Raw genomic sequence first — 22,671 nt, forward strand, 5'->3', positions numbered from 1 at the left:
TGTCGGCACGGCCGCTTTTTTCATTTCCCATGCATCTGCAAGACATCCTCTATACCCAAGGCTTCGGCACACGGCGCGTGTGCGCGGGCCTGGTCCAGCAAGGCCTCGTGACCATCGCAGGCGCCGTGGTGGACGACCCTTTCGAAGACCTCGACCCCGAAGGCCTGCTCTACACCGTCCAGGGCACCGAGTGGGCGTACCACGAGAAGGCCTACCTGATGCTGCACAAGCCGGCTGGCACCGAGTGTTCGCAAAAGCCCTCGACCTACCCGAGCATCTACACGCTGCTGCCGTCGCCGCTGCGGCTGCGCCCCAACAAGGGCGCGGTGCAGGGCGTGCAGGCCATCGGCCGGCTCGACCAGGACACCACCGGCCTGCTGCTGCTGACCGACGACGGCCAGTTCATCCACAAGATGGGCTCGCCCAAGCATCACGTGCCCAAGGTCTACGAGGTGACAGCCAAGCACGAGGTGGACGAAACGCAGATCGCGAAGCTGCTGGCTGGCGTCGTGCTCGACGACGACCCGAAGCCGGTGCGCGCGGCCGCCTGCGAGTCGGACAGCCCGCTGCACCTGCGGCTCACGCTGACCGAGGGCAAGTACCACCAGGTCAAGCGCATGCTGGCCGCGGTCGGCAACCGGGTCGAAGGCCTGCACCGCTCGCGCATCGGCGGCCTCGTGCTGCCTGAAGACCTCGCGCCGGGGCAGTGGCGCTGGCTGACCAGTGAACAGGTCGCGGCGCTGCGCGCGCCATCCAAACCATCCAAATAGCGGCACGAGGTTGTGGAAAGGCTGCCGGTGCAGTCAGCCAGCCTTAACCTACGGCCGTTAAGATATTCAGCTCTCTCTCGGAACCTTCCCTTGCGACTTCCTGCCCGACCGAATGGCCGCATCGCGGCCTTCCTGCTTTCCTGCCTGACGGCGCTCGCAACCCTGGCGGCACACACCGCCACCGCCGCGCCGGCCGAGCCACCTCCGATCTTCGTGCTCAACTCGCTGGATGCCAGCGTGAGCGTGATCAATCCCGTCGACTGGACGGAAAAGCAGCGCATCCCGACCGGCAAGGAGCCGCACCACATCTACATGACGCCCGACGAAAAGTCGGTCATCGTGGCCAATTCGGCGGGCGATTCGCTGACCTTCCTGAACCCCAAGACGGCGGAAGTGCAGCGTGTGGTCTACGGCATCATCGATCCGTACCAGTTGCAGTTCTCGCGCGACATGAAGTGGTTCGTGACGGCGGGCAACCGCCTGAACCACGTCGACATCTACCGCTGGGACGGCAAGGACCTGAAGCTCGCCAAGCGCATCGCCTCCGGCAAGACGCCCAGCCACATCTGGATCGACAACACCAGCACCATCGCCTACGTGACGATGCAGGACAGCGACGAGATGATCGCGGTCGACCTCCCCACGCAGACCGTCAAGTGGCGCACCAGCACCGGCCCGATGCCCGCCGACATCTTCGGCACGCACAACGACAAGACCCTGCTCGTGGGCCTGACCGGCGGCGACGGCGTGCAGGTGTTCGACGTGGCCGGCGCGCAGCCCAAGCTGGTCGGCAAGATCCCCACCGGCAAGGGTGCCCACGCCTTCCGTTCGGCCGGCGACGGCAAGAGCGTGTTCGTGAGCAACCGGGTGGCCAACACCATCAGCCGCATCGATGTGACGACGCTGAAGGTCATCGCAACCTATGCGGTGCCGGGCGGGCCCGACTGCATGGACGTGTCGGCCGATGGCAAGACGCTGTATGTCACTTCGCGCTGGGCCAAGAAGCTCACGGTGGTCGACCTCGTTGCCCAGAAGGTTGTGCGCCAGGTCAATGTCGGCCGTTCGCCGCACGGCGTCTGGACGCTGGATCATGGCAAGCGCACGTAGACACGGGCGCGCGGTCCTCGCGCTGCTGCTGGCCGCAACCATGGTGCCCGGCGCCTGGGCGGCACAGGGCGCCTCTTGCGAGAAGCCGGTCTACCTGACCTTCGACACCGGCCACATGGGCATCGCCCCGCTGGTGGCCGACGTGCTCAAGCGGCAGGACGTTCGCGTCACTTTCTTCGCTGCCGCCGAGCGCACCCAGACCGACGGCAACAGCCTCGACGACCACTGGGCGCCGTGGTGGAAGGCAAGGGCCGCCGAAGGCAACGAGTTCGGCTCGCACACCTACGACCACGCCTACTGGCGCGGGGACGTCAAGGGCTCGCCGCCCAGCTTCCGCATCAAGCCCTCGGCCGGTCCGCAGGACGGCAAGGAATCAACCTGGAGCGCGGCCGAGTACTGCGCCAACATCCGCAAGTCGTCCGACCGGCTGGCGGCCATCACTGGCAAGAAGCCGTTGCCGCTGTACCGCGCACCGGGCGGCAAGACCTCGCCCGCGTTGCTGGCCGCCGCCAAGGCCTGCGGCTATGAATACGTGGGCTGGGCGCCCGCCGGGTTCCTCGGCGACGAACTGCCGAGCGAGAAGTTCAGCAACGCGAAGCTGCTCACACAGGCGCTCGACACGATCCGCCCCGGCGACATCCTGCTCGCGCACCTGGGTATCTGGTCGCGCAAGGACCCGTGGGCGCCGGCCAATCTGGAGCCGCTGATCGTCGGCCTGAAAGCCAAGGGCTTCTGTTTTCAAACGCTGCGCCAGCACCCGGATTTCCGCGCCTGGATCGCATCCCACCCCTGAGTTCGCGCCGTGATCGATTGGCTGACTGACGTTTTTTCTGCACTGCAGGGCTGGTTCTTCGAGACAGCCGTGCAGCCGCTGGTCTATGCCATCGGCCTGGGCGGCTGGACCGAGGACGCCTTCGACGCCACCGGCTGGCTGCTGGTCGGCTTCATCCAGATCGTGGTGCTGATCGCGATCATCGGGCCGCTGCAGCGCTGGCGATCGGTGGAGCCGGTGGTCGATCGTCAGGCGATCCGCATTGACGTGCTGTACACGCTGATCCACCGGCTCGGCCTGTTCCGGCTGGCGATCTTCTTCACGCTGCAGCCCTTCTTCGACGATGCCATGGGCAGCCTGCGCACGGCCGGCTGGGGCACCTTCCACCTCGACGAGGTCTGGCCCGGCGTGACCGACGTGCCAGTGCTCGCCTTTGCCATCTACCTCGTGGTGCTCGACTTCGTTGGCTACTGGATCCACCGCGGACAGCACCAGTTCAACTGGTGGTGGAGCCTGCATTCGCTGCACCATTCGCAGCGCCAGATGACGATGTGGAGCGACGACCGCAATCACCTGCTCGACGACATCGTTCACGACACGCTCATCGTGATCGTGGCGCAGCTGATCGGCGTGGCGCCGGGGCAGTTCATTGCCTTCGTTGCCTTCACGCAGCTCAGCGAGAGCCTGCAGCACGCCAACCTGCGCCTGAGCTTCGGCGCCATCGGCGAGCGGCTGTGGATCAGCCCTCGCTTCCACCGGCTGCACCACAGCATCGGCCTGGGCCATGAGTCGAATGGCAAGAGCACGCTCGGCGGCCACAACTTCGGCGTGCTGCTGCCGTGGTGGGACATGATGTTCGGCACCGCCAATTTCGAGGCGCGCTATGACCCGACCGGCATCCGCGACCAGGTCGAGCCCGATGCCGACGGCCGCGTGCGCGACTACGGTCGCGGCTTCTGGGCGCAGCAATGGCTGGGCCTGAAGCGAATGGTCGGCCGCAGTTGAGGGCCACAAGCCCCTGAAATCCCGGTCCGAGGCGTTATCCTCGCACCCTCATGCGCCTGCTCCTCGACTCCTTCTGGCGCGCGGTCGCCTACTGCATGCTGCCGCGCGTGATCGTGCTGTCGCTGCTGCCATTGGGTTTGATGATCCTGCTGGCCTCGGTGCTCGGGTACTTCTATTGGGACGCGGCCGTGGTCTGGACGCGCGGAGCGCTCGATGCCTGGCCGCTGCTGGCCAGTTTCTGGGCATGGATCGGCCGCCTTTTCTCCAGCGACGTCAAGGCCATGCTGGCACCTCTGGTGGTGGTGTTCGCCGCCACGCCCCTGATCGTGGTGCTCTGCCTGCTGATCGTGGCCGGCTTCATGGCACCAGCGCTGACCCGGCTGGCCGCCGAGCGGCGCTTTCCCTCGCTCGAGCAGAAGAAGGGGGCCTCCTTCATTGGCAGTGTCGCCCGTTCTTTGGGCGTCACGATCCTGGCGCTGATTGCCCTCGTGGTCTCCATGCCGCTGTGGCTCATTCCGCCGCTGGTGTTGATATTGCCGCCACTGATCTGGGGTTGGCTCACCTACCGCGTGATGAGCTTCGACGCGCTGGCCGAGCATGCCAGCCCCGAAGAGCGCGCCACATTGCTGCGCGCGCACCGGTTGCCGCTGCTGTGCATCGGCGTGCTGTGCGGCTACCTGGGCGCCGCACCCAGCATCGTCTGGGCTTCGGGCCTGCTGTTCGCCGCTGCCTTCTTCGTGCTGGTGCCGATCGCCATCTGGATCTACACACTGGTTTTTGCCTTCTCCGCGCTCTGGTTCGCGCACTACTGCCTCGACGCGCTCGGGCAACTGCGTGCCCAGCGCGCCGCCGCCGAGGCTTCGGCGGCCAGCGGCACGGCGGCCATCGAAGCCGACAAGGCTGCTCTTTCTCAATGGGGTTCACCATGACACGCGCATTCGGTCTCATCGTCGTCGGCGACGAGATCCTTTCCGGCAAGCGGGCCGACAAGCACATGACCAAGGTCATCGAACTGCTCGCCGCGCGCGGCCTGCAGCTCAGTTGGGCCGAGTACGTCGGCGACGAGCCCGCGCGCATCACCGCCGCGCTCGAGCGCGCCTTTGCCTCCGGCGACATCGTCTTCTCGACCGGTGGCATCGGTGCCACGCCCGACGACCACACCCGCCAGTGCGCTGCCAAGGCACTGCGCGTGCCGCTGGCGCTGCACCCCGAGGCCGAACTGCTGATCCGCGAACGCATGCAGGACACGGCGCGCGAGCAGGGCGTGACCTACGAGCCGGACAGGGCCGACAACGTGCACCGGCTCAACATGGGCGTGTTTCCGCAGGGCGCCACGCTCATTCACAACCCGTACAACAAGATCCCGGGCTTCAGCGTCGAGCATGTGCACTTCGTGCCGGGCTTTCCGGTCATGGCCTGGCCGATGATCGAGTCGGTGCTCGACAGCCGCTACGCCGAGCTGTTCACCCGCGATGCCGTTGCCGAGAAGTCGGTGATCGTTTTCGGTGCGATGGAAGCCACGCTCACCCCGCTGATGCAGGCCATCGAAGACACGCATGCCGGCATCAAGGTGTTCAGCCTGCCCAGCGTCGATCACCCCGAATACGGCCGCCACATCGAGCTGGGCGTGAAAGGTGACCCGGGCCGGCTCGATGCCGCCTATGCTCAGCTGATCGAAGGGTTGCACACCTTTGATGCCAAGCTCGGCCCAGAATTGGTGCGCTAATGTTTATTGCACCAAATTGGTGAATTTCCGCCTCCATTTGGCGTATGCAGTGGTCACCAAAGCCTCGCGGGGTGAGGTGACAATGGCACAGAAACTGCATCCCTCGTCCCTGTATTCCTAACCACCATCCAACTCAGGAGAAACTGATGGCAAAGACCGTCGCCGATGTACTCAAGCTCGTCAAGGAAAACGAGGTCAAGTTCGTCGACTTCCGCTTCACCGACACCCGCGGCAAAGAGCAGCACGTGACCGTGCCTGTGTCGCACTTCGATGAAGACAAATTCACCTCGGGCCACGCGTTCGACGGCTCGTCCATCGCTGGTTGGAAGGGAATCGAAGCCTCCGACATGCAGCTCATGCCCGACCCGAACACCGCCAACATCGACCCCTTCTTCGAAGAAACGACGCTGATCCTGACCTGCGACGTGATCGACCCCGCCGACGGCAAGGCCTACGAGCGCGATCCGCGTTCGCTCGCCAAGCGCGCCGAGGCGTACATGAAGGCTTCGGGCCTGGGCGACACCGCCTTCTTCGGTCCGGAACCCGAATTCTTCGTGTTCGACGGCGTCCGCTGGAAGAACGACATGTCGGGCTGCTTCGTGAAGATCGACTCCGAAGAAGCCTCGTGGAACACCGACAAGGAATACGAGCACGGCAACACCGGCCATCGTCCGGCGGTCAAGGGCGGCTATTTCCCGGTTCCCCCGGTCGACAGCTTCCAGGACATGCGCTCGGAAATGTGCTTGGTGCTCGAAGCCCTGGGCATCCCGGTCGAAGTGCATCACCATGAAGTGGCCAACGCCGGCCAGATGGAACTGGGCACCAAGTTCAGCACGCTGGTCCAGCGCGCCGACTGGGTCCAGCTGCAGAAGTACGTGATCCACAACGTGGCCCACGCCTACGGCAAGACCGCCACGTTCATGCCCAAGCCCATCGTTGGCGACAACGGCTCCGGCATGCACGTGCACCAGTCGGTCTGGAAGGACGGCAAGAACCTGTTCGCCGGCGACGGCTATGCGGGCCTGTCGGACTTCGCGCTGCACTACATCGGCGGCATCATCAAGCACGCCCGTGCCCTGAACGCCATCACGAACCCCGGCACCAACAGCTACAAGCGCCTGGTGCCCGGCTTCGAAGCCCCGGTGAAGCTGGCCTACTCGGCCAAGAACCGCTCGGCCTCGATCCGCATTCCGTTCGTGGCGAACCCCAAGGGCCGCCGCGTCGAAGCGCGCTTCCCCGATCCGCTGATGAACCCGTACCTGGGCTTTGCTGCGCTGCTGATGGCTGGCCTCGACGGCGTGGAAAACAAGATCCATCCGGGCGAAGCCGCCAGCAAGGACCTGTACCACCTGCCGCCGGAAGAAGACGCGCTGATCCCGACCGTGTGCCACAGCCTCGACCAGGCTCTGGAATACCTCGACAAGGATCGTGCGTTCCTGACCAAGGGCGGCGTGTTCACCGATGCGTACATCGACGCGTACATCGAGCTCAAGATGCAGGAAGTCACCCGCTTCCGCATGGCGACGCACCCTGTCGAATTCGACATGTACTACTCGCTGTAATCGCCTGATCGGCAAGCCCCTCACGGGGAAGTAAGACAAAAGGACGGCCCCGGCCGTCCTTTTTCCTTGGCGTGGAACATCTGGTCACCAGTGGCGTCGAATTGCATGAAAATGCGCCTTTGTTGCGCCCTCCACCGATACACATGAAGACTGCTCCCCTCATTTTCCTGGCCGGTTCACTGATCGCTGCGATGCCCGCGCTCGCGCAGGAGCGCGTCTGGCGTTGCGGCAACGAGTACACCAACAACGCCACCATCGCCCAGCAAAAGGGCTGCAAGGTCATGGAAGGCGGCAATGTCACCGTCGTCCAGGGCACCAAGGCGTCGGGCGGTGGCTCGGGGGGCGGTTCCGGTTCGTCCGCCGCGCGTGCGCCGGCCGGCAGCCCGCGCGTCGAAGGCGTCGACCAGCGCGCCCGCGATGGCGAGGCCCGCTCGGTGCTCGAATCCGAGCTCAAGAAGGCCGAGGCTCGGCAAGCCGAGCTGCAGAAGGACTACAACAACGGCGAGCCCGAGAAGCAAGGCAGCGAAGGCCGCAACTACCAGAAGTACCTCGACCGCGTGGCCGAGATGAAGGCCGAGCTGGCGCGCAACGAAAGCGACATCGCCGGCATTCGCCGTGAAATCGGCCGCCTGCCGGTCAAGCAGCCGCAGTAAGCAAGGAAAACATGGCATTCGGGAAGAAGGCGGTTGGCGCCAACGTGCGCTTTCAGACCTTCGACCTGCTGTCCACGCTGATTGCCGTGGTCAACAGCGACGGGTCTGTTCTGTTCGCCAATGCAGGGCTCGAAGACGCGCTGGGTACATCGCGCCGCACGCTCGAAGGTTCGCAGTTCGGCGCGTGCTTTCATGAGCCGCAGGTGCTGCGCACCGCCATCGACGGCGCACGCAGCAACGACTTCGCCACGCTGCGCTACGAGGCCTTTCTGCGCCGAGTGAACCACGAGCTGATGCCCGTGCAGGTCACGCTCGCGCAGGGCGACAAGGTGGGTGAACTCATCATCGAGATGTCCCCGCTCGAACAGCAGGTGCGGCAGGACCGCGAAGAGCGCCTCATCGACCAGGCGCAGGCCAACAAGGAACTCATCCGCAACCTCGCGCACGAGATCAAGAATCCGCTCGGCGGCATTCGCGGCGCGGCGCAGTTGCTGCAGATGGAGGTCGAGTCGCGCGACCTCATCGAATACACCCAGGTCATCATCCACGAGGCCGACCGGCTGCAGACGCTGGTCGACCGGCTGTTGGCACCACACCGCCGCCCGCACGTGGTGGGCGACGTCAACATCCACGAAGTCTGCGAACGCGTGCGCTCGGTCATCCTTGCGGAGTTTCCGCGCGACCTGCACATCGAGCGCGACTTCGACGTGTCCATTCCCGAGTTTCGCGGCGACCGCGAGCAGCTGATCCAGGCCACCCTCAACATCGTTCACAACGCCGCGCAGGCCCTGACAGAGCGGCGCGCGGCCGGTGACGCGCAGATCACTTTCAAGACCCGTGTGGCCCGCCAGGTCATCTTCAACAAGCAGTGGTATCGACTGGCACTGGAATTGCATGTCATCGACAATGGACCGGGTGTGCCGGACACGATCAAGGACCGCATCTTCTATCCGCTCGTCTCGGGCAGGGAAGGCGGGACAGGGCTGGGGTTGACGCTTGCGCAGACTTTTGTGCAACAGCATCACGGCGTGATCGAGTGCGACAGCGTCCCGGGCCGGACTGATTTCAAGATATTGATACCGCTGCCCTAGCGCAGCACGGCAACAAGGAGATGCATGAAGCCGATCTGGATAGTTGATGACGACCAATCGATTCGCTTCGTGCTCGAGAAGGCTCTGCTGCGCGAAGACTTGCCCACGCGCAGCTTCACCAACACGCGCGAGGTGCTCGCAGCACTCGAACAGGCCGACGACGACGAACAGCAAGGCCCCCAGGTCCTGGTGAGCGACATCCGCATGCCGGGCGGCTCGGGGCTCGACCTGCTCGACAAGATCAAGGCCAAGCACCCCGGCCTGCCGGTCATCATCATGACGGCGTTCTCCGACCTCGACAGCGCCGTGTCGGCCTTCCAGGGCGGTGCCTTCGAATACCTTCCCAAGCCTTTCGACCTGCCGCGCGCGGTCGAGTTGATCCGCCGCGCCGTCGATGAAAGCCAGCGCGAAGAGGTGGCCGAAGAGCGCATGGTCGCCGCGCCCGAAATGCTGGGCCAGGCGCCCGCCATGCAGGACGTGTTCCGCGCCATCGGCCGGCTCTCGCAAAGCAACGTGACGGTGCTCATCACCGGCGAATCGGGCTCGGGCAAGGAGCTGGTGGCGCGCGCGCTGCACAAGCACTCGCCGCGCACCAACGGCCCCTTCGTGGCCATCAACACCGCGGCCATTCCGAAAGACCTGCTCGAGAGCGAACTCTTCGGCCATGAGCGCGGCGCCTTCACCGGCGCGCAGACCATGCGGCGCGGCCGCTTCGAGCAAGCTGAAGGCGGCACGCTCTTCCTCGACGAAATCGGCGACATGCCCTTCGATCTGCAGACGCGCCTGCTGCGCGTGCTGAGCGACGGCCATTTCTACCGCGTGGGCGGCCACAACTCGGTCAAGGCCAATGTGCGCGTGATCGCAGCCACCCACCAGGACCTGGAGCAGCGCGTCAAGCTCGGCGGTTTCCGCGAAGACTTGTTCCACCGCCTCAACGTGATTCGTCTGCGTCTGCCGGCGCTGCGCGAACGCGGCGAAGACGTGCCCGCGCTCACGCGCCACTTCCTGCAGGTGAGCGCGCGACAGCTCGGCGTCGAGCCCAAGCGGATCTCCGAAGCGGCGCTGGTCAAGCTCGCGACCTTCGGTTTTCCGGGCAACGTGCGACAGCTCGAAAACATTTGCCACTGGCTGACCGTGATGGCGCCGGCGCAGTTGATCGAAACCAAGGATCTGCCGCCCGAAGTGATGGCTGTGGCCAGTGCCGCAACAACCGCAGTGGATGGGCACGCAACGGAAGCCGCAGCAGTTGCCGCGACGGCGATGCAGCCCCTGGCCGCCGCTGTGCACGGTGCCGAGCATGACCTGGTAGCGACGACTGCTGCCGCGCCCGTAGCTGCTGAAGGCACCCCAGGCGGTGTGAGCAGTTGGGAGGCCGGCCTCGAGATCGAAGCTCAGGCCTTGCTGGCCGCCGGCCGCACCGACGTGTGGGACGTGCTCTCGCGCCGCTTCGAATCCAGGCTGATCCTCACCGCGCTGACCAACACACGCGGCCGGCGCATCGAAGCCGCGCAAAAGCTCGGCATCGGCCGCAACACCATCACTCGAAAAATCCAGGAACTGGGTATCGAGTAAAGGGCCCCGACGGGGCCTTTTTTTATCTGCTGCGCTGGCCCAGAGTGATGGAGTCGATCTGGAACTTCCCACTCTTGTCCCAGAGCCACGTGTCGACGTACGTGTGGCTGCCCAGCTTGCCCGGAGAGGGCAGCGGCGACGTGGCCTTGATCAGTTCGGCAATCATCGGCGGCACTTCCGGCGCATGGCTCGGCACCCGGCTGAAGGCCACGTTCACGACATTGCCGCTCGCATCGAGGTCCGTCTCGACCACCACCACCGCATAGACCAGCGGCGGGATCTTGCCCTTGTAGATGCGGTTGGCGTACTTGCTGTAGATGTGGCGCGCGCCGAGCTTGCGATAAGCCCGCACGGCGGGCGTCTGCGCGGTGATCAGCCGCACGGTCGGCACGTCGCGGCTGCCCGGTGAGGTCTCGTCGGCGGGCGTTGTTGCGACGGGCTTGCCGTCTTCCGTCTTGTCCGCCGGCTTCAGCAGCGAGCAGCCGGCCATCGCGAATGCCGCGACGGCGACCGCAAGCGCTCGAAGGGCCCTTGGAAGGGCGGCGACATGCGAAGCGGCTGCGTGCGCAGTCATCGGCTCAGGCGCCCTGATCGAGATCGAGCACCACCGGCGCATGGTCGCTCGGCTTTTCCCATTTGCGCGGCACGCGATCGATCATGCAGCCCTTCACGCGCGGCACCAGCGGTTCGCTCACGAGGATGTGGTCGATGCGCAGCCCGCGATTCTTCTGGTAGCCCAGCATGCGGTAGTCCCACCACGAGAAGCTCTTCTCGGGCTGATCGAACATGCGAAAGCTGTCTTTCAGGCCCAGATCGAGCAGCGCCTTGAAATGGTTGCGCTCTTCGGTCGTGTGGTGGATGGTTTCCTTCAGGCCCACGGGGTCGAAGCTGTCGCGGTCTTCCAGCACGATGTTGAAGTCGCCCAGCAGCACGAGGTTCGGATGCGCCACGAGTTCCTGGCGCAGCCATTCGCGCAATGCGTCCAGCCACTTCATCTTGTATTCGAACTTGTCCGAGCCCGGCGCCTGGCCGTTCACGAAGTAGCCGTTGACCACGCGCAGCGGGCCCGACGGCGTATCGACCGTGGCCGCGATCACGCGCGACTGCTCGTCCGTGAAGCCGCCGATGTTCTTCACCACATCGCGCACCGGTGCACGGCTCAGGATGGCCACGCCGTTGTAGGTTTTCTGGCCGAACACGGCCGCTTCATAGCCCGCTGCCTTGAGCACGTCGAGCGGAAACTTGTCGTCGGTCATCTTCAGCTCTTGCAGGCAGAGCACGTCGACCGGGTTGGCGGCCAGCCAGTCGAGCACGTGCTGCAGCCGGGCGGTGAGGGAGTTGACGTTCCAGGTGGCGATTTTCATGTGAGAAAAAAAGTGTTTTAGATCAATCACTTGGGGTGCTGATCTGGCTGTCTGGCTACCCTGGCTACCCGTCTAGCTACCCAAAAAACAAGGGCTTCAAACGGGGCTGGGCACCCGATCATCCTAGCCGCCCTCGGTCGATTCTCGAGCCTTGAGAAGTTCGGAAACACTCTCGGCCGTGATGCGGCTACTGCGCTTGCCGACCTTGACCAGGGTGAGGTGCTTGTCGCGGATCAGGCGGTACACCGTCGATCTGGAGACATCCAGCATCTGGGCCACGCGGTTGATCTGAAATGCCATGCAGTTTTGGTTCATCGTGTTCATTGCTTTCTCTCCCCCTCCCCACGATCCAGCCCGGTCTGAGCTGCGGCGAGTGCTGGTTTCATGAATGTGATCCAGTGCGTGTCCGCGCGCTTGCCGGACTTGTGACCAAATAGCGGTTTGTGCTCGGTCAACGCAAGTACCTCGCTCACCTTGATCTGGATCTCGTTCCACTTGAAGATCAAGATGCCCTCGGGCTCCAGCACCCGAAAGCACTCGGCGAATCCCTTGCGAATGTCATCGCGCCAATCTTGGCCAAGCACGCCGTACTTCAGGCCGAGCCAGCTCAGTTTCCCGGCCTTGCGCAGATGCGGCGGGTCGAAGCTGATCAACTTGAACGAGTTGTCGGGAAACGGCATGTCGCGGAAGTCCATGAGAACGTCCGGCTTGATGTCGAGCGCGCGGCCGTCGCAGAGGATGTGCGATTCCTCGCGCACGTCGCCGAACAGCACGCCTTGGTGCTTCGGGTCGAACCAGAACATACGGCTCCCGCAGCAGGCGTCAAGGATTGAAGGCAATGCGCTCACAGCTTCTCTCCCTTGCCATCGGCAGGCTGTGCGGCGGTGAGAAAGGCGCGCGCCTCATTCAATTCGCGGCACAACTGCTGGCGTCCCTTATCAGCCTGTTGCTTGGCCTCAGTCGCGTCGCGCATGGCTGCGATGTTGCTTATCCAGCGAGTTTCAAAGTCAGCCGGCAAATGACCTGACGCCATCAAGTCGCGAGGCGCGGGCGCGTACACAGACGACGTTAGTTCGCGTTCAACTTCTCGCGCGACCTCTGCAGGGAACGGCCATGGGGTGCGTTGCGTTTCGATCACGATGCCTCCCCCGTCTCAGCCTGTGGCGAGGGAGCAGGGGCCGCATCGAGCATCGCCTCGATGGCGCCTTCCAAGCGTTGTTTGAAGAAGGAGCCTTCCTTGAAGCGATGCTTGAAGGCAGCGACCATTTCGGGCGTTGCCGTCTTGGGCCATTGACGAGCCTGCGGCCCCTTGGTGCTTGCGCTCTGCTGGGGTGCTGCTGGCGCTTCCTCGCGTGATGCGAGGGCGGCTTTGCCGATGGCAAAATCGTCATCCAGCGTCTCGGCGATCTTGGCCGCATACCACTCTTTTGAGGGCCGGTCAGCAGCCGACATGGCCGCATCAACATCCGACGAATCACCCGCCGTCCAGAGGCACGACACCAGTTTTCCGGCCTCGTCGTACTTCACCTTGCAGACACCGTATTCGTAGCCCTCGGCATCCTTGTTCGCCGTGTGCAGCCATGCCAGCCGCGCGGTGTTGATTGCCCCCTGCTCGCGCGCAGCGATAGCGGCACTGGGTGCGGCGAGAGGCAGCGGATGCCATTCAGAACAGTGGTATCCGGCGACCAACGTGGCGCCGTTGTAGTGGATGACGGCCGCGACGGGCTCTTGCTCGTCGGCCCATTCAGGCATTTGCCGAACGATGCCGACTACAGGGGCTTCACGCGGGCCAAGCAATACGCGAACGCCGTCTGGTGCTGACGCGAGCGGCTGCCATGCCCCGGGCTGCTTCTCTTGACCGGCAGCGCCATCCTTGGCGGCGAGGAATCGCTCGGCCGCAGCGTGCGCCTTGTGCCACAGAGCAATGTCCACGTCTCGCGTGCCAACAGCGCCATAGGCCAACGGCTTCAAGGCGACGAATTCGCGCAGGGCATCCACCGCCTCGCCACCCTTGCTGCTGGCCTGAGGAGCGGCCACTTTGGCAATGACATGACGCTCTTCATCGTCGGGGTCTGCGTGCTTGAAGACGATTTCCGGCGCGTGGTAGTCGTCGCCGATAGTCTTCAGAAGACGGTCAGCGTACTCGCCGCGCGTGAAGATGATCGTGGTTCCGTCCGTGACGTTAAGCCAGCGAACGGCGCCTCCTCCTGCGTCACGACGACAAGCCTTCCAGAAATCATGGCCGGCCTGAATCAATGCTTCCGCACAGCTTTGCAGGGTGCGTGGCGCCCCTCCCTCAGCACAGCGAAGCACGACTTCGCCAGTCTCGCCGGCAGCGTCCATGCACAGGGTTTTGTTGTCGGTCATGGTGGGCCTCAGGCAGCTTTGAGCCGCAGTTGTTCTTCACGGTCTTGAACGAGTGCAACGAAAGCCATCAGGTCGGCTTCCAGCTTCTCGATGGAGTCCTCATCACGGTCGATGCGGATGATGTGCAGGCCCTTGCGTCCAGCCTTTTCAAGGTCGGGCGCCCACAGCACCAGGTCAACCCATTTGCGGCCCAGCAGCCATAGGTAGCCCAAGCACTGATCGCGGTAGGCCGACAGGTCGCCATCCACCAAGGCCGTGAACAACGTGTCGCTGCTCACAATGGTCTTGATCTCAAGCACGCCGTCGTCATCGATAAGGCCATCAGGACTTAGGCCGAAGAAGCCGTCTTCGGTAGCGAAGAAGCCAACCTCATCGACCATGTAGCCGGTGCGAGCCTCGTACAGCGCCCGCGCTTTCGGCTCTTGCTCTACGCCTGTTCGCATTGCAGCGTTCTGTGACTTGGCAGGAGCGGTGCCACCGAAGCGCTCGCGTGCAACGTCACGGGCATAGTCAAGGCATGATTTGGACGGCTGGCCGTTCTGGAGTTTGCTGCGACAGTCCTTGAAGCGGGAGCCTGTCACGACACCCCGGCGCGCTGCGAGCCATTCCTCGCTTCCCTGATCAAGCTTCAGCCACGGCATCTTTAGCCTCCACATCGGTTACGTCAGCCTTTGCCTGTTCGGCCCTGATCCGAGCTAGGTGCGCCTTGTAGGCCGTCTTCAGCGAGTCGTGCGCTGTTAGGTCGCTGGCGAGCTTGCTGTTGTTCTCAGCCCAGTAGTTCTTCAGTTCGTCTACCGTCTTGGTCATGCGCAAGCCGTCAATGACGGGCTGTGGGTCCAAGCTCACAGACTTCGCATTCAGTGATGCCAGACCTTCGCCGCCATCCGTGTTCAGGTGGTGGATGGCTTGATCGAGGCGGTCCGACTTCGGCCAGTACTTGTAGGCGCGCTTCACGACGGTCTTCTTCGCCATTTCTCCGTAGTCGGTATCCCAAGGTGACTGCTTGCCAGCCTTGACGGACTCCGAGCGGTTCTTGATGGCGTCGATGTCTTCGCGACTCATGCATTCGGTCAGGTAGTCACCGCTGTGCATCTTGACGACCACATAGGCGCCCACCATGTCGCCGCGCTCCTTGGAGAACGGATTGAATGAATGGGTCGGCGGCCGGTCGAAGCCATTGAGCGTGAAGGCGTCATTGGCGTAGACCAGATCAGCCTGAGCCCACATGATCGAACCCGACTGAATGGCAAGATCGATCAGGCCCATGTAGCTGATGTCTAGGCAAATCTTACCCTTGCGTGGCACCAGATATGCCTGCTTCTTGGCGGGGTTCAGGCTGATGCCGATGGCCGCGATGTTGGTCACCGCGTTGACCACGGATTGCCGATCCCCTGCAGCGAGCTTCGCCACGTAGTCATTCGAGGTCAGCACCTGGATAGCGAAACCGGCTTCGCGCTCGAAGTTCAGGGAGCGGTCCACCAGCACATTCTGGAAGCCATCCTCGGCCCCATAGACGTAGTTGGTGATCGTTTGGATAGCACTCATACCGAAGCCCCCCAAAGGCCAGCGAACATGCAAGCGCCAACCAAGATCAAAGAAATGACGAGACTGCCAACCCACGATGAGGGCTCTTCCTCGCTGTGGGCGGTGAAGGGACTGAAAAGGTCGTTCATTCCCGCTCCTTCCACGTGCCAGTCTGGCGGTTGAAGTCTTGCAGCTCGCGCTTCAATTCAGCGAGGACATAACCAGCAACTCCAGCCACGCGAAGGCGACCGCAGAGCAGACTGGCAAGATTGCGAGATGCTGTATCGCCGCGCTTGATGTCGCTCTTGGCAGCTTCGACTGCGCTAGTGAATTCTTGAAAGTCCACGTTCACTCCTTCGCCACAAGGGCACGGTTCTGGGATGCCGCGTACTCAGCGGCGCGGTCGTTTTCGATATGGGCGATGCGTTGGGCTGCATCAACCTCGGATGGTCCGAGTAGTGGCGACATGGCAGGCACTACTACGAGCAGGACGAACAGCAGAAGGCACATGGCCCAGTTGGGCAGGTGGGCGAGGCTCATGGCTTCTCCGCGAGGCCGCGCCAGAAGAAGCATTGCAAGGAGCACGGTTCGACGCCTTCAAGCACGAGACCAAAGACGACGCGGAATTCCGCGATGACTGGGCGAAGTTCGGTTCGGTCCAACTGCTGCCGGCGTTGAACCACGCAGGCTTCGTCATGGTGGGCGCGCAGAGCCGCAAGTTCAGCGTGAAGCTGGCAAGCGCATTCATCGAATGGCTGCTGGCGTTCGGAGCAGAGCACAACGTGCGTTGGTCGACGCCGAAGCGGTGGGGAGTGGCGCCGCAGTGACCTTCGCCCGCAAGCCCTACATCCGCGAGAAATCCAGCGTCATGGCGATGGCTGAGCGCGCCGCCTTGGGCCTGAAGCCTAACGGCGCCCGCAAGGCTGTCATGGCGCATTGCGCCGCTGCTGCGCATCCGGCCCCAAAAGGTGCGCCACCGGCGCGCGGCGGCGTGCTTGAGCAGTTGCACAAGGCCCGGCTCGTCGAACTCGGCTGCATGTGCTGCGACATGGCGCTGGACGTGTTCACGCCCGACGTCGAGCTGCACCACCTGCGCGCAGGCATGGGTTGGGGGAAGGGCGACTGGATGACGCTGATCCCGCTTTGCCCTGAGCACCACCGTGGCACTACTGGCGTGCACGGCCTCGGAACCAAGGCCTTCCCCAAGCACTACGGCTTCACTGAGCAGGACATGCTGGACAAGGCCCTGCAGCTTTTGAACATCACGCCCAAGGGCAAGGAGACGGAATGCTGATCACACGCCCATTCACCAATGAAGAAGTCGCCGCGAACCTTGAAAGCGGCCAGCTCGGCGCAGGGATGATTGCGGAAGCGTGCCGTCGCATCCGGGGCCTTCCGGCATCCGGCTCCGACTCCCGCGCTCGGGCCTTCGCGCTCACGTTCAGCCCAATGGACGTGATCCCGACGAAGCAGTGCGAGGTGCTGCTCTACAACCAGTGCGATGGCTATCACCAAGTCGAGGCGAAGTTCTGGGATGGGAAATTTCAAGGGTTCTGGAATTTCCTGGGTACGTCGCACTACAACCCCGAGCACTTCGCTGCTTGGGCTGAACTGCCCGACTGCAACGCAGACCTGTACCCGGTGTTTGCTGATCAACGTCCATTTGGGGAGCGCGCATGAGCATTCAAGACCGCTACGCCACCGCCGTCCGCTCGTCCTGCCTCACGGTCGACGCCCGCACCACCTACAGCGACACAGACGTGTTGGGCGCGATGGGTTTGGCCGGCCGCGACTTGGCGGAGGGCCGCACATGGTCGCGCGGGCAGCAGGTGCCAATCCCGAAGGCGCCGCTCGCCGTCCCACTCGAGCGCCTGTTTATGGGCGACAACTACGCAGCGCAGGAGATCGTCGAGATCATGGTCGAGTGGCTGCGCGGCAAGGCGCCAGCGATGCACTTGAAGCTGACCATGCTGCAGTGCGCCGACATGGCCAAGGCCTGCCTCGCATGGCACCGTGACAGCGTCTGCAAGCACTGCGGCGGCCACGGGCAGGGGCTGATCAAGGGCAGCACGACCCTCGGCGGGGCGATCTGCAAGCCCTGCAAGGGAACGGGGCGCATCCCATTCGAGCGTCAGTTTCGCCACGAGCATCGAGACCTCGCACGCTGGCTGGTGGGCGAGATGGAGCGCGAGCAGGGTAGGGCCGGCCCTGCTGCAATGCGCAAGATCGCGGCTCGGCTGGACTTCTGAAATACTGCAAAATCTTTTTGCGAGAGGTCGAAAAACTTCTTGCACCTAGCACCAATGGTGCTACAATAGACCCCAGTGGTAGCGCAGCCCGCGCAGCCCGAACCCCAAAAGGATGAACGGAAATGGACAAGACCTTGGACCAGCTCAAAGTTGAAGCAGAGATCGGCAAGCTGATGGCTGAAACCATGAAGCTCAACGCCGAAGCCGCCAAGATGATCCGGGAGCGCATGTGGTATCCGGCTGTTGTCGTCGCCTCGGTGGCCGCAGCAGCAGTAGCGATCACCAAAGTCTTCCTCTAAACACCAAGCGGCCCGAAAGGGCCGTTTTCACTTCCCCATGATTCCCTACGAAGCACCCAGCACAACGGACCTGCAACGCCTCAAGGAGCAGCTTGGGTTCAGCGGTAACGACATGGCCGACCTGGCGAGCGTCGCGGGCGGGCAGCAGTGGCGCAAGTACACAGGCGGCGCAGAGCCGCGAGGCATCAACCTGCACATGCTGTTTTTCATCGCAGCGCGGTTGGCGTTGTCGCCCGCCGAAATGAGCAAGGTCGTTGACAAGATGAAGGAGATCGGCGCCGGGGTGGATCGCGCTGACTTCGATCTGCAGCGCAAATCCGCTTAGGGTAGGCACTGGATAAAAGACCCTTGCGGCGCAGAAATTCGTGTGTTACGCTTCGGCACCCGTATAAATCTGGCGTGTCGCCAGAAAAGCAATAGAGCGGCGCCATCCTTCGTTGGATAGTCGCCTCCAGAATTCGAGCCGCCCTGAGCAATCACGGCGGCTTTTTTGTTTGCCCGGCCGAGGCTCGCTGCACACATTCAATGCCGCAGACCGTCCTCGCGCCGTGGCGACCCTCTTTCAGTGGAGGGGTGTGGTCGGTGACGCGACTTGTGGCGACCCGGAAGGGTCGGCCAGCATCGCCTGGATCTGTTTAGCCAAGTCCAGCGCTGCTGGTGCTGGTATCACAACTCGCCCGATCACAACGTGGTTGATGGGGCCCGGGGTAGATCTGTGATCTATCCGGCCGGCTCCAAGGGTGATATGTACGTTCCCCATATGCATCCATAGGCCCGCGTGTCCTGTTGAGTGGACTTCTGGCGCATGTGGGTTGTCAATGAAATTGACCGGAAGTTGCTCATCTGCCATTGCTGTCTCCTTTTTGGGGTTGGTAGTGCTCGATTCGGGTCAGTCCAAGGCGGAAAGTTCGGACTGCCGTATTCAAGATTTAGTTAAATTCAAACCCGGCACCCAACTAACTCACCGCCGCTCAGGCGCTGGGAAGGCCAAGCCGGCCCGTGCAGTCGTCGGGCAAGACGCCGCCTGCCAGCCAACCGGGGGAGACCACCTGCGGATAACTCCTCTCGCAGCCCCCGGTTGTGCTGTGCCCCATTGAAAGAACCCTATGGCACTCACGAAGAAGCAACAGCGATTCGTGGACGAGTACCTGATCGACCTGAACGGCAAGCAAGCAGCGATTCGCGCGGGCTACACCGTAAGGCGAGCGGAAGTTACTGCATCGGAATTGATCGCAAACCGTAAGGTTTCGGAAGCAATCACCCAAAAAATGCAGATTCGCGCGCAGCGGACGGGGATCACGCAAGACCGTGTGCTTCAAGAGTTGGCGCGTATCGCTTTCTTCGACATCCGGCGCCTCTACAACGAAGACGGCGGCATGAAGGCGCCTCACGAACTCGACGATGACGCGGCGGCTGTGTTGGCCGGCGTCGATGTGACTGAAGAGTTCGAGGGCCGCGGCGAGGATCGCAAGCAGATCGGCTTCATGAAGAAGGCCAAGATCTTCGACAAGGGGACGGCTCTGACGTTGGCCATGCGCCATCTCGGCATGCTGAAGGACAAGGTGGAGCACTCAGGCGGCCTAACCCTTCGTCGCAGCGCACAGGAACTGACGGATGACGAACTCGCAGCCATCGCAGCAGGAGGCGGCGAGGGAGCTGCTGATCAGGCGTAAAGCCCGATCCGACATTCAGCGGTACGTCAGCGCGATTGATGTTCCGGGGCGCCCTGTAAGCGACGACGATCCAGACACTGAGATTTTCCAGCCCGTCGAAGTCGCGCTCGCCCATCACCACCGGCTGCTGCTGCAGAAGCTGGATGAGGTGAGCAAGACGCCTCACGGCCGGATGATGGTGTTCATGCCGCCTGGCAGTGCCAAGAGCACCTATGCCTCGGTGGTGTTCCCATCGAAGTACTTGGGCGAAGTCGGCAAGCGAAAGCTGATCCTGGCGAGCTATGGCGACGACCTGGCCCGCAAGATGGGCCGGCGCACTCGCTCTATCGTCAAGCAGCCGCGTTACAACGGCATTTTCAAATGCGGCCTGACCGTTGAGTCACAGGCCGCGCAAGAGTTTTCGCTGACCAATGGCAGCGAGTACATGGCTTGCGGCATCTTGGGCGGTGTCACTGGCAACCGCGCGAACGGAATCATCATCGACGACCCGATCAAGGGCCGAGAACAGGCGAATTCTGAGACGGTTCGCGCGAAGACTTGGGACGCCTACGAAGACGACCTTAAGACGCGCCTGATCCCCGGTGGCTGGATCGTATTGATCCAAACCCGCTGGCATGAGGATGACTTGGCCGGCCGCATCTTGCCCGAAGGCTGGAACGGCGAGAGTGGAAAGATTCTGTGCAAGGACGGGAACCACTGGGAGGTGCTGTGCCTTCAGGCGCGCTGCGAGGTCGACAGTGACCCGCTCGGGCGTGTTCGTGGCGAGTACCTGTGGCCTGAGTGGTTTGACCGGAAGCACTGGGCCCAGTTCGAGCAGAACCCGCGCACTTGGTCGGCCCTGTATCAACAGCGTCCCTCGCCGCTGGATGGCGATCTGTTCAAGCCTGACCAGATCAAGGTGATCGAGGCGCTTCCTGCGGGGAATATCAAGTGGGTGCGTGGCTGGGACTTGGCCAGCACTGTCGACGGCGATTGGACTGTAGGCCTCCGCCTGGGGCGCACGGAAGATGGGCGATTCATCATCTCCGACGTCCGGCGCATGCGCGTCGGGCCGGACGAGCGCGACGCAGCCATGGTCAACACGGCCGCGATGGACGGCCGCTCAACCAAACAGAGCATTCCTCAAGACCCGGGGCAGGCTGGCAAGACACAGGTTCTCTACCTTACGCGGGCGATGGCGGGAGCATCGGTTGTTAGTTCGCCTGAGTCGGGTGACAAGGTGACTCGTGCAGAGCCTGCGGCTGCGCAGGTGAATGTGGGGAATGTCTCCATGCTTCGAGCGGACTGGAACCAGCCGTTCGTTAACGAACTGCGCAGTTTCCCCAACGGGGCAAACGACGACCAAGCGGACGCATTCGCTCGCGCATTTGCAGAGCTGATCGCACCGCGGCGCTCTTTCTTTGGATAACGCATGTTCAACTGGCTCTTCCGCAAACCCGCCGCCGCGCCAGTTGCTCCGACTCGCGCGGGTGGTGGGTTCTTCAGCACTCACGCCTTCGACGGCATGGGTGCACCCATCGTAAAGATGGGCGATGTCCTGGCAGGTCTCATCCGAAAGCTGCCAGTTGCGAAGGTCTCTGGCGCGATGGACGAGGGCGAAGGCGAGGGGCTGCTGAAGCTGGCCGCACAGCCGACGACGATCCCTGAAGTGCTCGCCATGTGGTACGCGAGCCAGACTTTCATCGGTCACCAACTGTGCGCCATCCTGTCGCAGCACTGGCTGATCGACAAGGCGTGCTCGATGCCTGGCCGTGATGCGATTCGTCAGGGATTTGATGTGGTGAGCATCGATGGCGACGACTTGGACCCAACGGCGCTGAAGATCATGCGCCGTTACGACCGTGCGATGCGCCTGAACTGGAACCTTGAGCAGTTCGTGCGGATGGGCCGGATCTTCGGCATTCGCGTCGCGATGTTCAAGGTCGACTCAACCGACCCGGACTACTACGAAAACGGTTGGCAATGGCGCGGGGGGTACTGGCGGAACAACATCATTTGGGGCCTACGTGTCTGCAACCGGTGGCGTTGGCGGCTCAGGCTCCGCAGCGGCGGCGCAGACCAGCAACACCGGCGGCGGGGGCGGCATTGGGGTAGGCGGCGATGTGTCTATCCGCGGTAGCTCAGGAGGCTCGTCGATTGGTGGAACTGCAACCGGCGCGCTTGCGCTGCTCAGTGGCTTCGGTGGAGCGGCGGCCAAGGGCTCTGGCGGCGTCGCGGGAGTCACGGGAACCTTGAACGGCATCTCTGGCAGCGACGGCGGCGGCGGTGGTGGTGGTGCAGGTTCCTACAACAGCGGTGCTCTGCAGGGCGGTGGCACTGGCGGCTTTGGTTTTGTCATCGTTTCGGAGTATTCCTAATGCAGTACGCACGCATTCAAGACGGCCTTGTCGCCGAACTCATCGCACCTTTCACGCGCACGGAAGCAGACCGGCCGCAGGCACCGGCGCCGCTCGCCGAAGACGCCACCGAGCAAGATCGCGAAACTCACGAGCTTCTGCAAGCTGCCCATGACGACTACATCGCTGGCGACGTTCCGATCGAGGAGCGCTTTCACCCAGACGTAGTTGCAATGTTGGTCGCGGTTCCCGCGGGGGCGACAGTGATGCCAGGGGATTCCTGGGACGGCAAGGTGTTTGGCCCACCGCCGGTGCCAGTGATCCCGCCAGTGACAGCCGATCAGGCCAAGGCCCAGCGCGACACGCTTCTTGCTGATGCCACTTTGCGCATCGGGCCTCTGCAGGATGCGATCGACATCGGCGAGGCCACGGATGCGGAGACCGCAGCGCTCAAGCTGTGGAAGCAATACCGCGTCGACCTCAGCCGAATCGAGACGCAGGCTGGATTTCCTAAATCGGTTGTTTGGCCGAAGGCGCCCGGCTGAAAGAGCCCTAGATCACCGCGACCCGCTTCGGCGGGTTTTCTTTTGCCTGAAAGGAC

The 22,671-nt window shown here is 63.1% G+C and carries 31 protein-coding genes; 21 read left to right on the forward strand and 10 right to left on the reverse strand.

What is annotated here, in order from left to right; genetic code table 11:
- Positions 1-29 precede the first annotated feature (29 nt).
- The 10 genes from H7F35_RS21960 (at position 30) to ntrC (ending at position 10,258) form a co-directional block, all read left to right on the forward strand.
- Positions 30-770, forward strand: coding sequence for a pseudouridine synthase (locus H7F35_RS21960; protein ID WP_187108698.1), 741 nt, complete (start codon positions 30-32; stop codon positions 768-770).
- A gap of 90 nt (positions 771-860) precedes the next feature.
- The gene (locus tag H7F35_RS21965; RefSeq protein WP_187108699.1) at positions 861-1,877 is read left to right on the forward strand and encodes a YncE family protein; all 1,017 of its coding nucleotides are present in this window, start codon (positions 861-863) and stop codon (positions 1,875-1,877) included.
- Positions 1,861-2,670 carry a polysaccharide deacetylase family protein gene (locus H7F35_RS21970; RefSeq protein ID WP_187108700.1) on the forward strand — a complete coding sequence of 270 codons (810 nt, stop codon included), beginning with the start codon at positions 1,861-1,863 and terminating at the stop codon, positions 2,668-2,670. The genes H7F35_RS21965 and H7F35_RS21970 overlap by 17 nt, the downstream gene beginning before the upstream one ends.
- Before the next feature lie 9 nt (positions 2,671-2,679).
- Positions 2,680-3,654 (forward strand): sterol desaturase family protein, encoded by a 975-nt coding sequence (locus H7F35_RS21975; RefSeq protein WP_187108701.1) that lies wholly within the window; start codon positions 2,680-2,682, stop codon positions 3,652-3,654.
- A 50-nt stretch (positions 3,655-3,704) separates the two neighbouring features.
- Positions 3,705-4,583, forward strand: coding sequence for an EI24 domain-containing protein (locus H7F35_RS21980; RefSeq protein ID WP_187108702.1), 879 nt, complete (start codon positions 3,705-3,707; stop codon positions 4,581-4,583).
- Entirely contained in the window at positions 4,580-5,380 is an 801-nt protein-coding gene (locus H7F35_RS21985; RefSeq protein ID WP_187108703.1) for a competence/damage-inducible protein A, read from the forward strand. Before H7F35_RS21980 ends, H7F35_RS21985 begins: the two co-directional genes overlap by 4 nt.
- A gap of 146 nt (positions 5,381-5,526) precedes the next feature.
- Entirely contained in the window at positions 5,527-6,942 is a 1,416-nt protein-coding gene (gene glnA / locus H7F35_RS21990; protein ID WP_187108704.1) for a type I glutamate--ammonia ligase, read from the forward strand.
- 143 nt (positions 6,943-7,085) lie between these two features.
- Entirely contained in the window at positions 7,086-7,595 is a 510-nt protein-coding gene (locus tag H7F35_RS21995; protein ID WP_187108705.1) for a hypothetical protein, read from the forward strand.
- Positions 7,596-7,606: 11 nt separating this feature from the next.
- On the forward strand, positions 7,607-8,686 hold the full coding sequence (gene glnL / locus H7F35_RS22000) for a nitrogen regulation protein NR(II) (RefSeq protein ID WP_187108706.1): 1,080 nt from the start codon (positions 7,607-7,609) through the stop codon (positions 8,684-8,686).
- Positions 8,687-8,710: 24 nt separating this feature from the next.
- Positions 8,711-10,258 (forward strand): nitrogen regulation protein NR(I), encoded by a 1,548-nt coding sequence (gene ntrC, locus H7F35_RS22005; RefSeq protein WP_187108707.1) that lies wholly within the window; start codon positions 8,711-8,713, stop codon positions 10,256-10,258.
- 22 nt (positions 10,259-10,280) lie between these two features.
- On the opposite strand, the gene H7F35_RS22010 is transcribed toward ntrC, so the two are convergent.
- From H7F35_RS22010 to H7F35_RS22055, 10 genes are all read right to left on the reverse strand, one after another.
- Positions 10,281-10,832: a hypothetical protein gene (locus H7F35_RS22010; protein WP_187108708.1), complete on the reverse strand. Its 552-nt coding sequence runs from the start codon at positions 10,830-10,832 to the stop codon at positions 10,281-10,283.
- A gap of 4 nt (positions 10,833-10,836) precedes the next feature.
- Positions 10,837-11,622, reverse strand: a complete 786-nt coding sequence (xth, locus tag H7F35_RS22015) for an exodeoxyribonuclease III (RefSeq protein WP_187108709.1) — start codon at positions 11,620-11,622, stop codon at positions 10,837-10,839.
- A 123-nt stretch (positions 11,623-11,745) separates the two neighbouring features.
- Positions 11,746-11,946: a helix-turn-helix transcriptional regulator gene (locus H7F35_RS22020; RefSeq protein ID WP_187108710.1), complete on the reverse strand. Its 201-nt coding sequence runs from the start codon at positions 11,944-11,946 to the stop codon at positions 11,746-11,748.
- A complete protein-coding gene (locus H7F35_RS22025; RefSeq protein ID WP_261803704.1) occupies positions 11,943-12,461 on the reverse strand; it encodes a class I SAM-dependent methyltransferase in 519 nt (172 codons plus the stop codon). Before H7F35_RS22025 ends, H7F35_RS22020 begins: the two co-directional genes overlap by 4 nt.
- 5 nt (positions 12,462-12,466) lie before the next feature.
- Positions 12,467-12,760 carry a hypothetical protein gene (locus H7F35_RS22030; RefSeq protein WP_187108711.1) on the reverse strand — a complete coding sequence of 98 codons (294 nt, stop codon included), beginning with the start codon at positions 12,758-12,760 and terminating at the stop codon, positions 12,467-12,469.
- Positions 12,757-13,989: a hypothetical protein gene (locus H7F35_RS22035; RefSeq protein ID WP_187108712.1), complete on the reverse strand. Its 1,233-nt coding sequence runs from the start codon at positions 13,987-13,989 to the stop codon at positions 12,757-12,759. The genes H7F35_RS22030 and H7F35_RS22035 overlap by 4 nt, the downstream gene beginning before the upstream one ends.
- A gap of 8 nt (positions 13,990-13,997) precedes the next feature.
- Positions 13,998-14,630, reverse strand: coding sequence for a lambda exonuclease family protein (locus tag H7F35_RS22040; protein WP_187108713.1), 633 nt, complete (start codon positions 14,628-14,630; stop codon positions 13,998-14,000).
- Complete coding sequence (locus H7F35_RS22045) at positions 14,611-15,609, reverse strand: recombinase RecT (protein WP_261803305.1); 999 nt, start codon at positions 15,607-15,609, stop codon at positions 14,611-14,613. Before H7F35_RS22045 ends, H7F35_RS22040 begins: the two co-directional genes overlap by 20 nt.
- A 49-nt stretch (positions 15,610-15,658) precedes the next feature.
- Positions 15,659-15,859: a hypothetical protein gene (locus H7F35_RS22050; protein ID WP_187108714.1), complete on the reverse strand. Its 201-nt coding sequence runs from the start codon at positions 15,857-15,859 to the stop codon at positions 15,659-15,661.
- A 2-nt stretch (positions 15,860-15,861) separates the two neighbouring features.
- A complete protein-coding gene (locus H7F35_RS22055; protein WP_187108715.1) occupies positions 15,862-16,053 on the reverse strand; it encodes a hypothetical protein in 192 nt (63 codons plus the stop codon).
- A gap of 32 nt (positions 16,054-16,085) precedes the next feature.
- Between H7F35_RS22055 and H7F35_RS22060 the strand changes: the two genes are divergently transcribed.
- The 11 genes from H7F35_RS22060 (at position 16,086) to H7F35_RS34845 (ending at position 22,615) form a co-directional block, all read left to right on the forward strand.
- Positions 16,086-16,340 (forward strand): recombination protein NinB, encoded by a 255-nt coding sequence (locus H7F35_RS22060; protein WP_187108716.1) that lies wholly within the window; start codon positions 16,086-16,088, stop codon positions 16,338-16,340.
- Positions 16,337-16,807, forward strand: a complete 471-nt coding sequence (locus H7F35_RS22065; RefSeq protein ID WP_187108717.1) for a Ref family recombination enhancement nuclease — start codon at positions 16,337-16,339, stop codon at positions 16,805-16,807. Before H7F35_RS22060 ends, H7F35_RS22065 begins: the two co-directional genes overlap by 4 nt.
- Complete coding sequence (locus H7F35_RS22070) at positions 16,801-17,193, forward strand: hypothetical protein (RefSeq protein ID WP_187108718.1); 393 nt, start codon at positions 16,801-16,803, stop codon at positions 17,191-17,193. The genes H7F35_RS22065 and H7F35_RS22070 overlap by 7 nt, the downstream gene beginning before the upstream one ends.
- The gene (locus tag H7F35_RS22075; protein WP_187108719.1) at positions 17,190-17,762 is read left to right on the forward strand and encodes a hypothetical protein; all 573 of its coding nucleotides are present in this window, start codon (positions 17,190-17,192) and stop codon (positions 17,760-17,762) included. The genes H7F35_RS22070 and H7F35_RS22075 overlap by 4 nt, the downstream gene beginning before the upstream one ends.
- A 122-nt stretch (positions 17,763-17,884) precedes the next feature.
- Positions 17,885-18,061 (forward strand): hypothetical protein, encoded by a 177-nt coding sequence (locus H7F35_RS22080; protein WP_187108720.1) that lies wholly within the window; start codon positions 17,885-17,887, stop codon positions 18,059-18,061.
- A 37-nt stretch (positions 18,062-18,098) separates the two neighbouring features.
- Positions 18,099-18,386 (forward strand): XRE family transcriptional regulator, encoded by a 288-nt coding sequence (locus H7F35_RS22085; RefSeq protein WP_187108721.1) that lies wholly within the window; start codon positions 18,099-18,101, stop codon positions 18,384-18,386.
- 781 nt (positions 18,387-19,167) lie between these two features.
- Positions 19,168-19,734: a terminase small subunit gene (locus H7F35_RS22090; protein ID WP_187108722.1), complete on the forward strand. Its 567-nt coding sequence runs from the start codon at positions 19,168-19,170 to the stop codon at positions 19,732-19,734.
- Positions 19,676-21,142 carry a phage terminase large subunit gene (terL, locus tag H7F35_RS22095; protein ID WP_187108723.1) on the forward strand — a complete coding sequence of 489 codons (1,467 nt, stop codon included), beginning with the start codon at positions 19,676-19,678 and terminating at the stop codon, positions 21,140-21,142. Before H7F35_RS22090 ends, terL begins: the two co-directional genes overlap by 59 nt.
- Before the next feature lie 3 nt (positions 21,143-21,145).
- Positions 21,146-21,853, forward strand: coding sequence for an anti-CBASS protein Acb1 family protein (locus H7F35_RS22100; protein WP_187108724.1), 708 nt, complete (start codon positions 21,146-21,148; stop codon positions 21,851-21,853).
- Between the two features lie 112 nt (positions 21,854-21,965).
- Positions 21,966-22,091, forward strand: coding sequence for a hypothetical protein (locus H7F35_RS34840; protein WP_261803306.1), 126 nt, complete (start codon positions 21,966-21,968; stop codon positions 22,089-22,091).
- Positions 22,091-22,615 carry a tail fiber assembly protein gene (locus H7F35_RS34845; RefSeq protein ID WP_261803307.1) on the forward strand — a complete coding sequence of 175 codons (525 nt, stop codon included), beginning with the start codon at positions 22,091-22,093 and terminating at the stop codon, positions 22,613-22,615. Before H7F35_RS34840 ends, H7F35_RS34845 begins: the two co-directional genes overlap by 1 nt.
- The last annotated feature ends 56 nt before the right edge of the window (positions 22,616-22,671 follow it).

Origin of the sequence: Variovorax sp. PAMC26660, from assembly GCF_014302995.1 — a bacterium.
In the GTDB taxonomy this organism is placed as follows: Bacteria; Pseudomonadota; Gammaproteobacteria; order Burkholderiales; family Burkholderiaceae_C; genus Variovorax.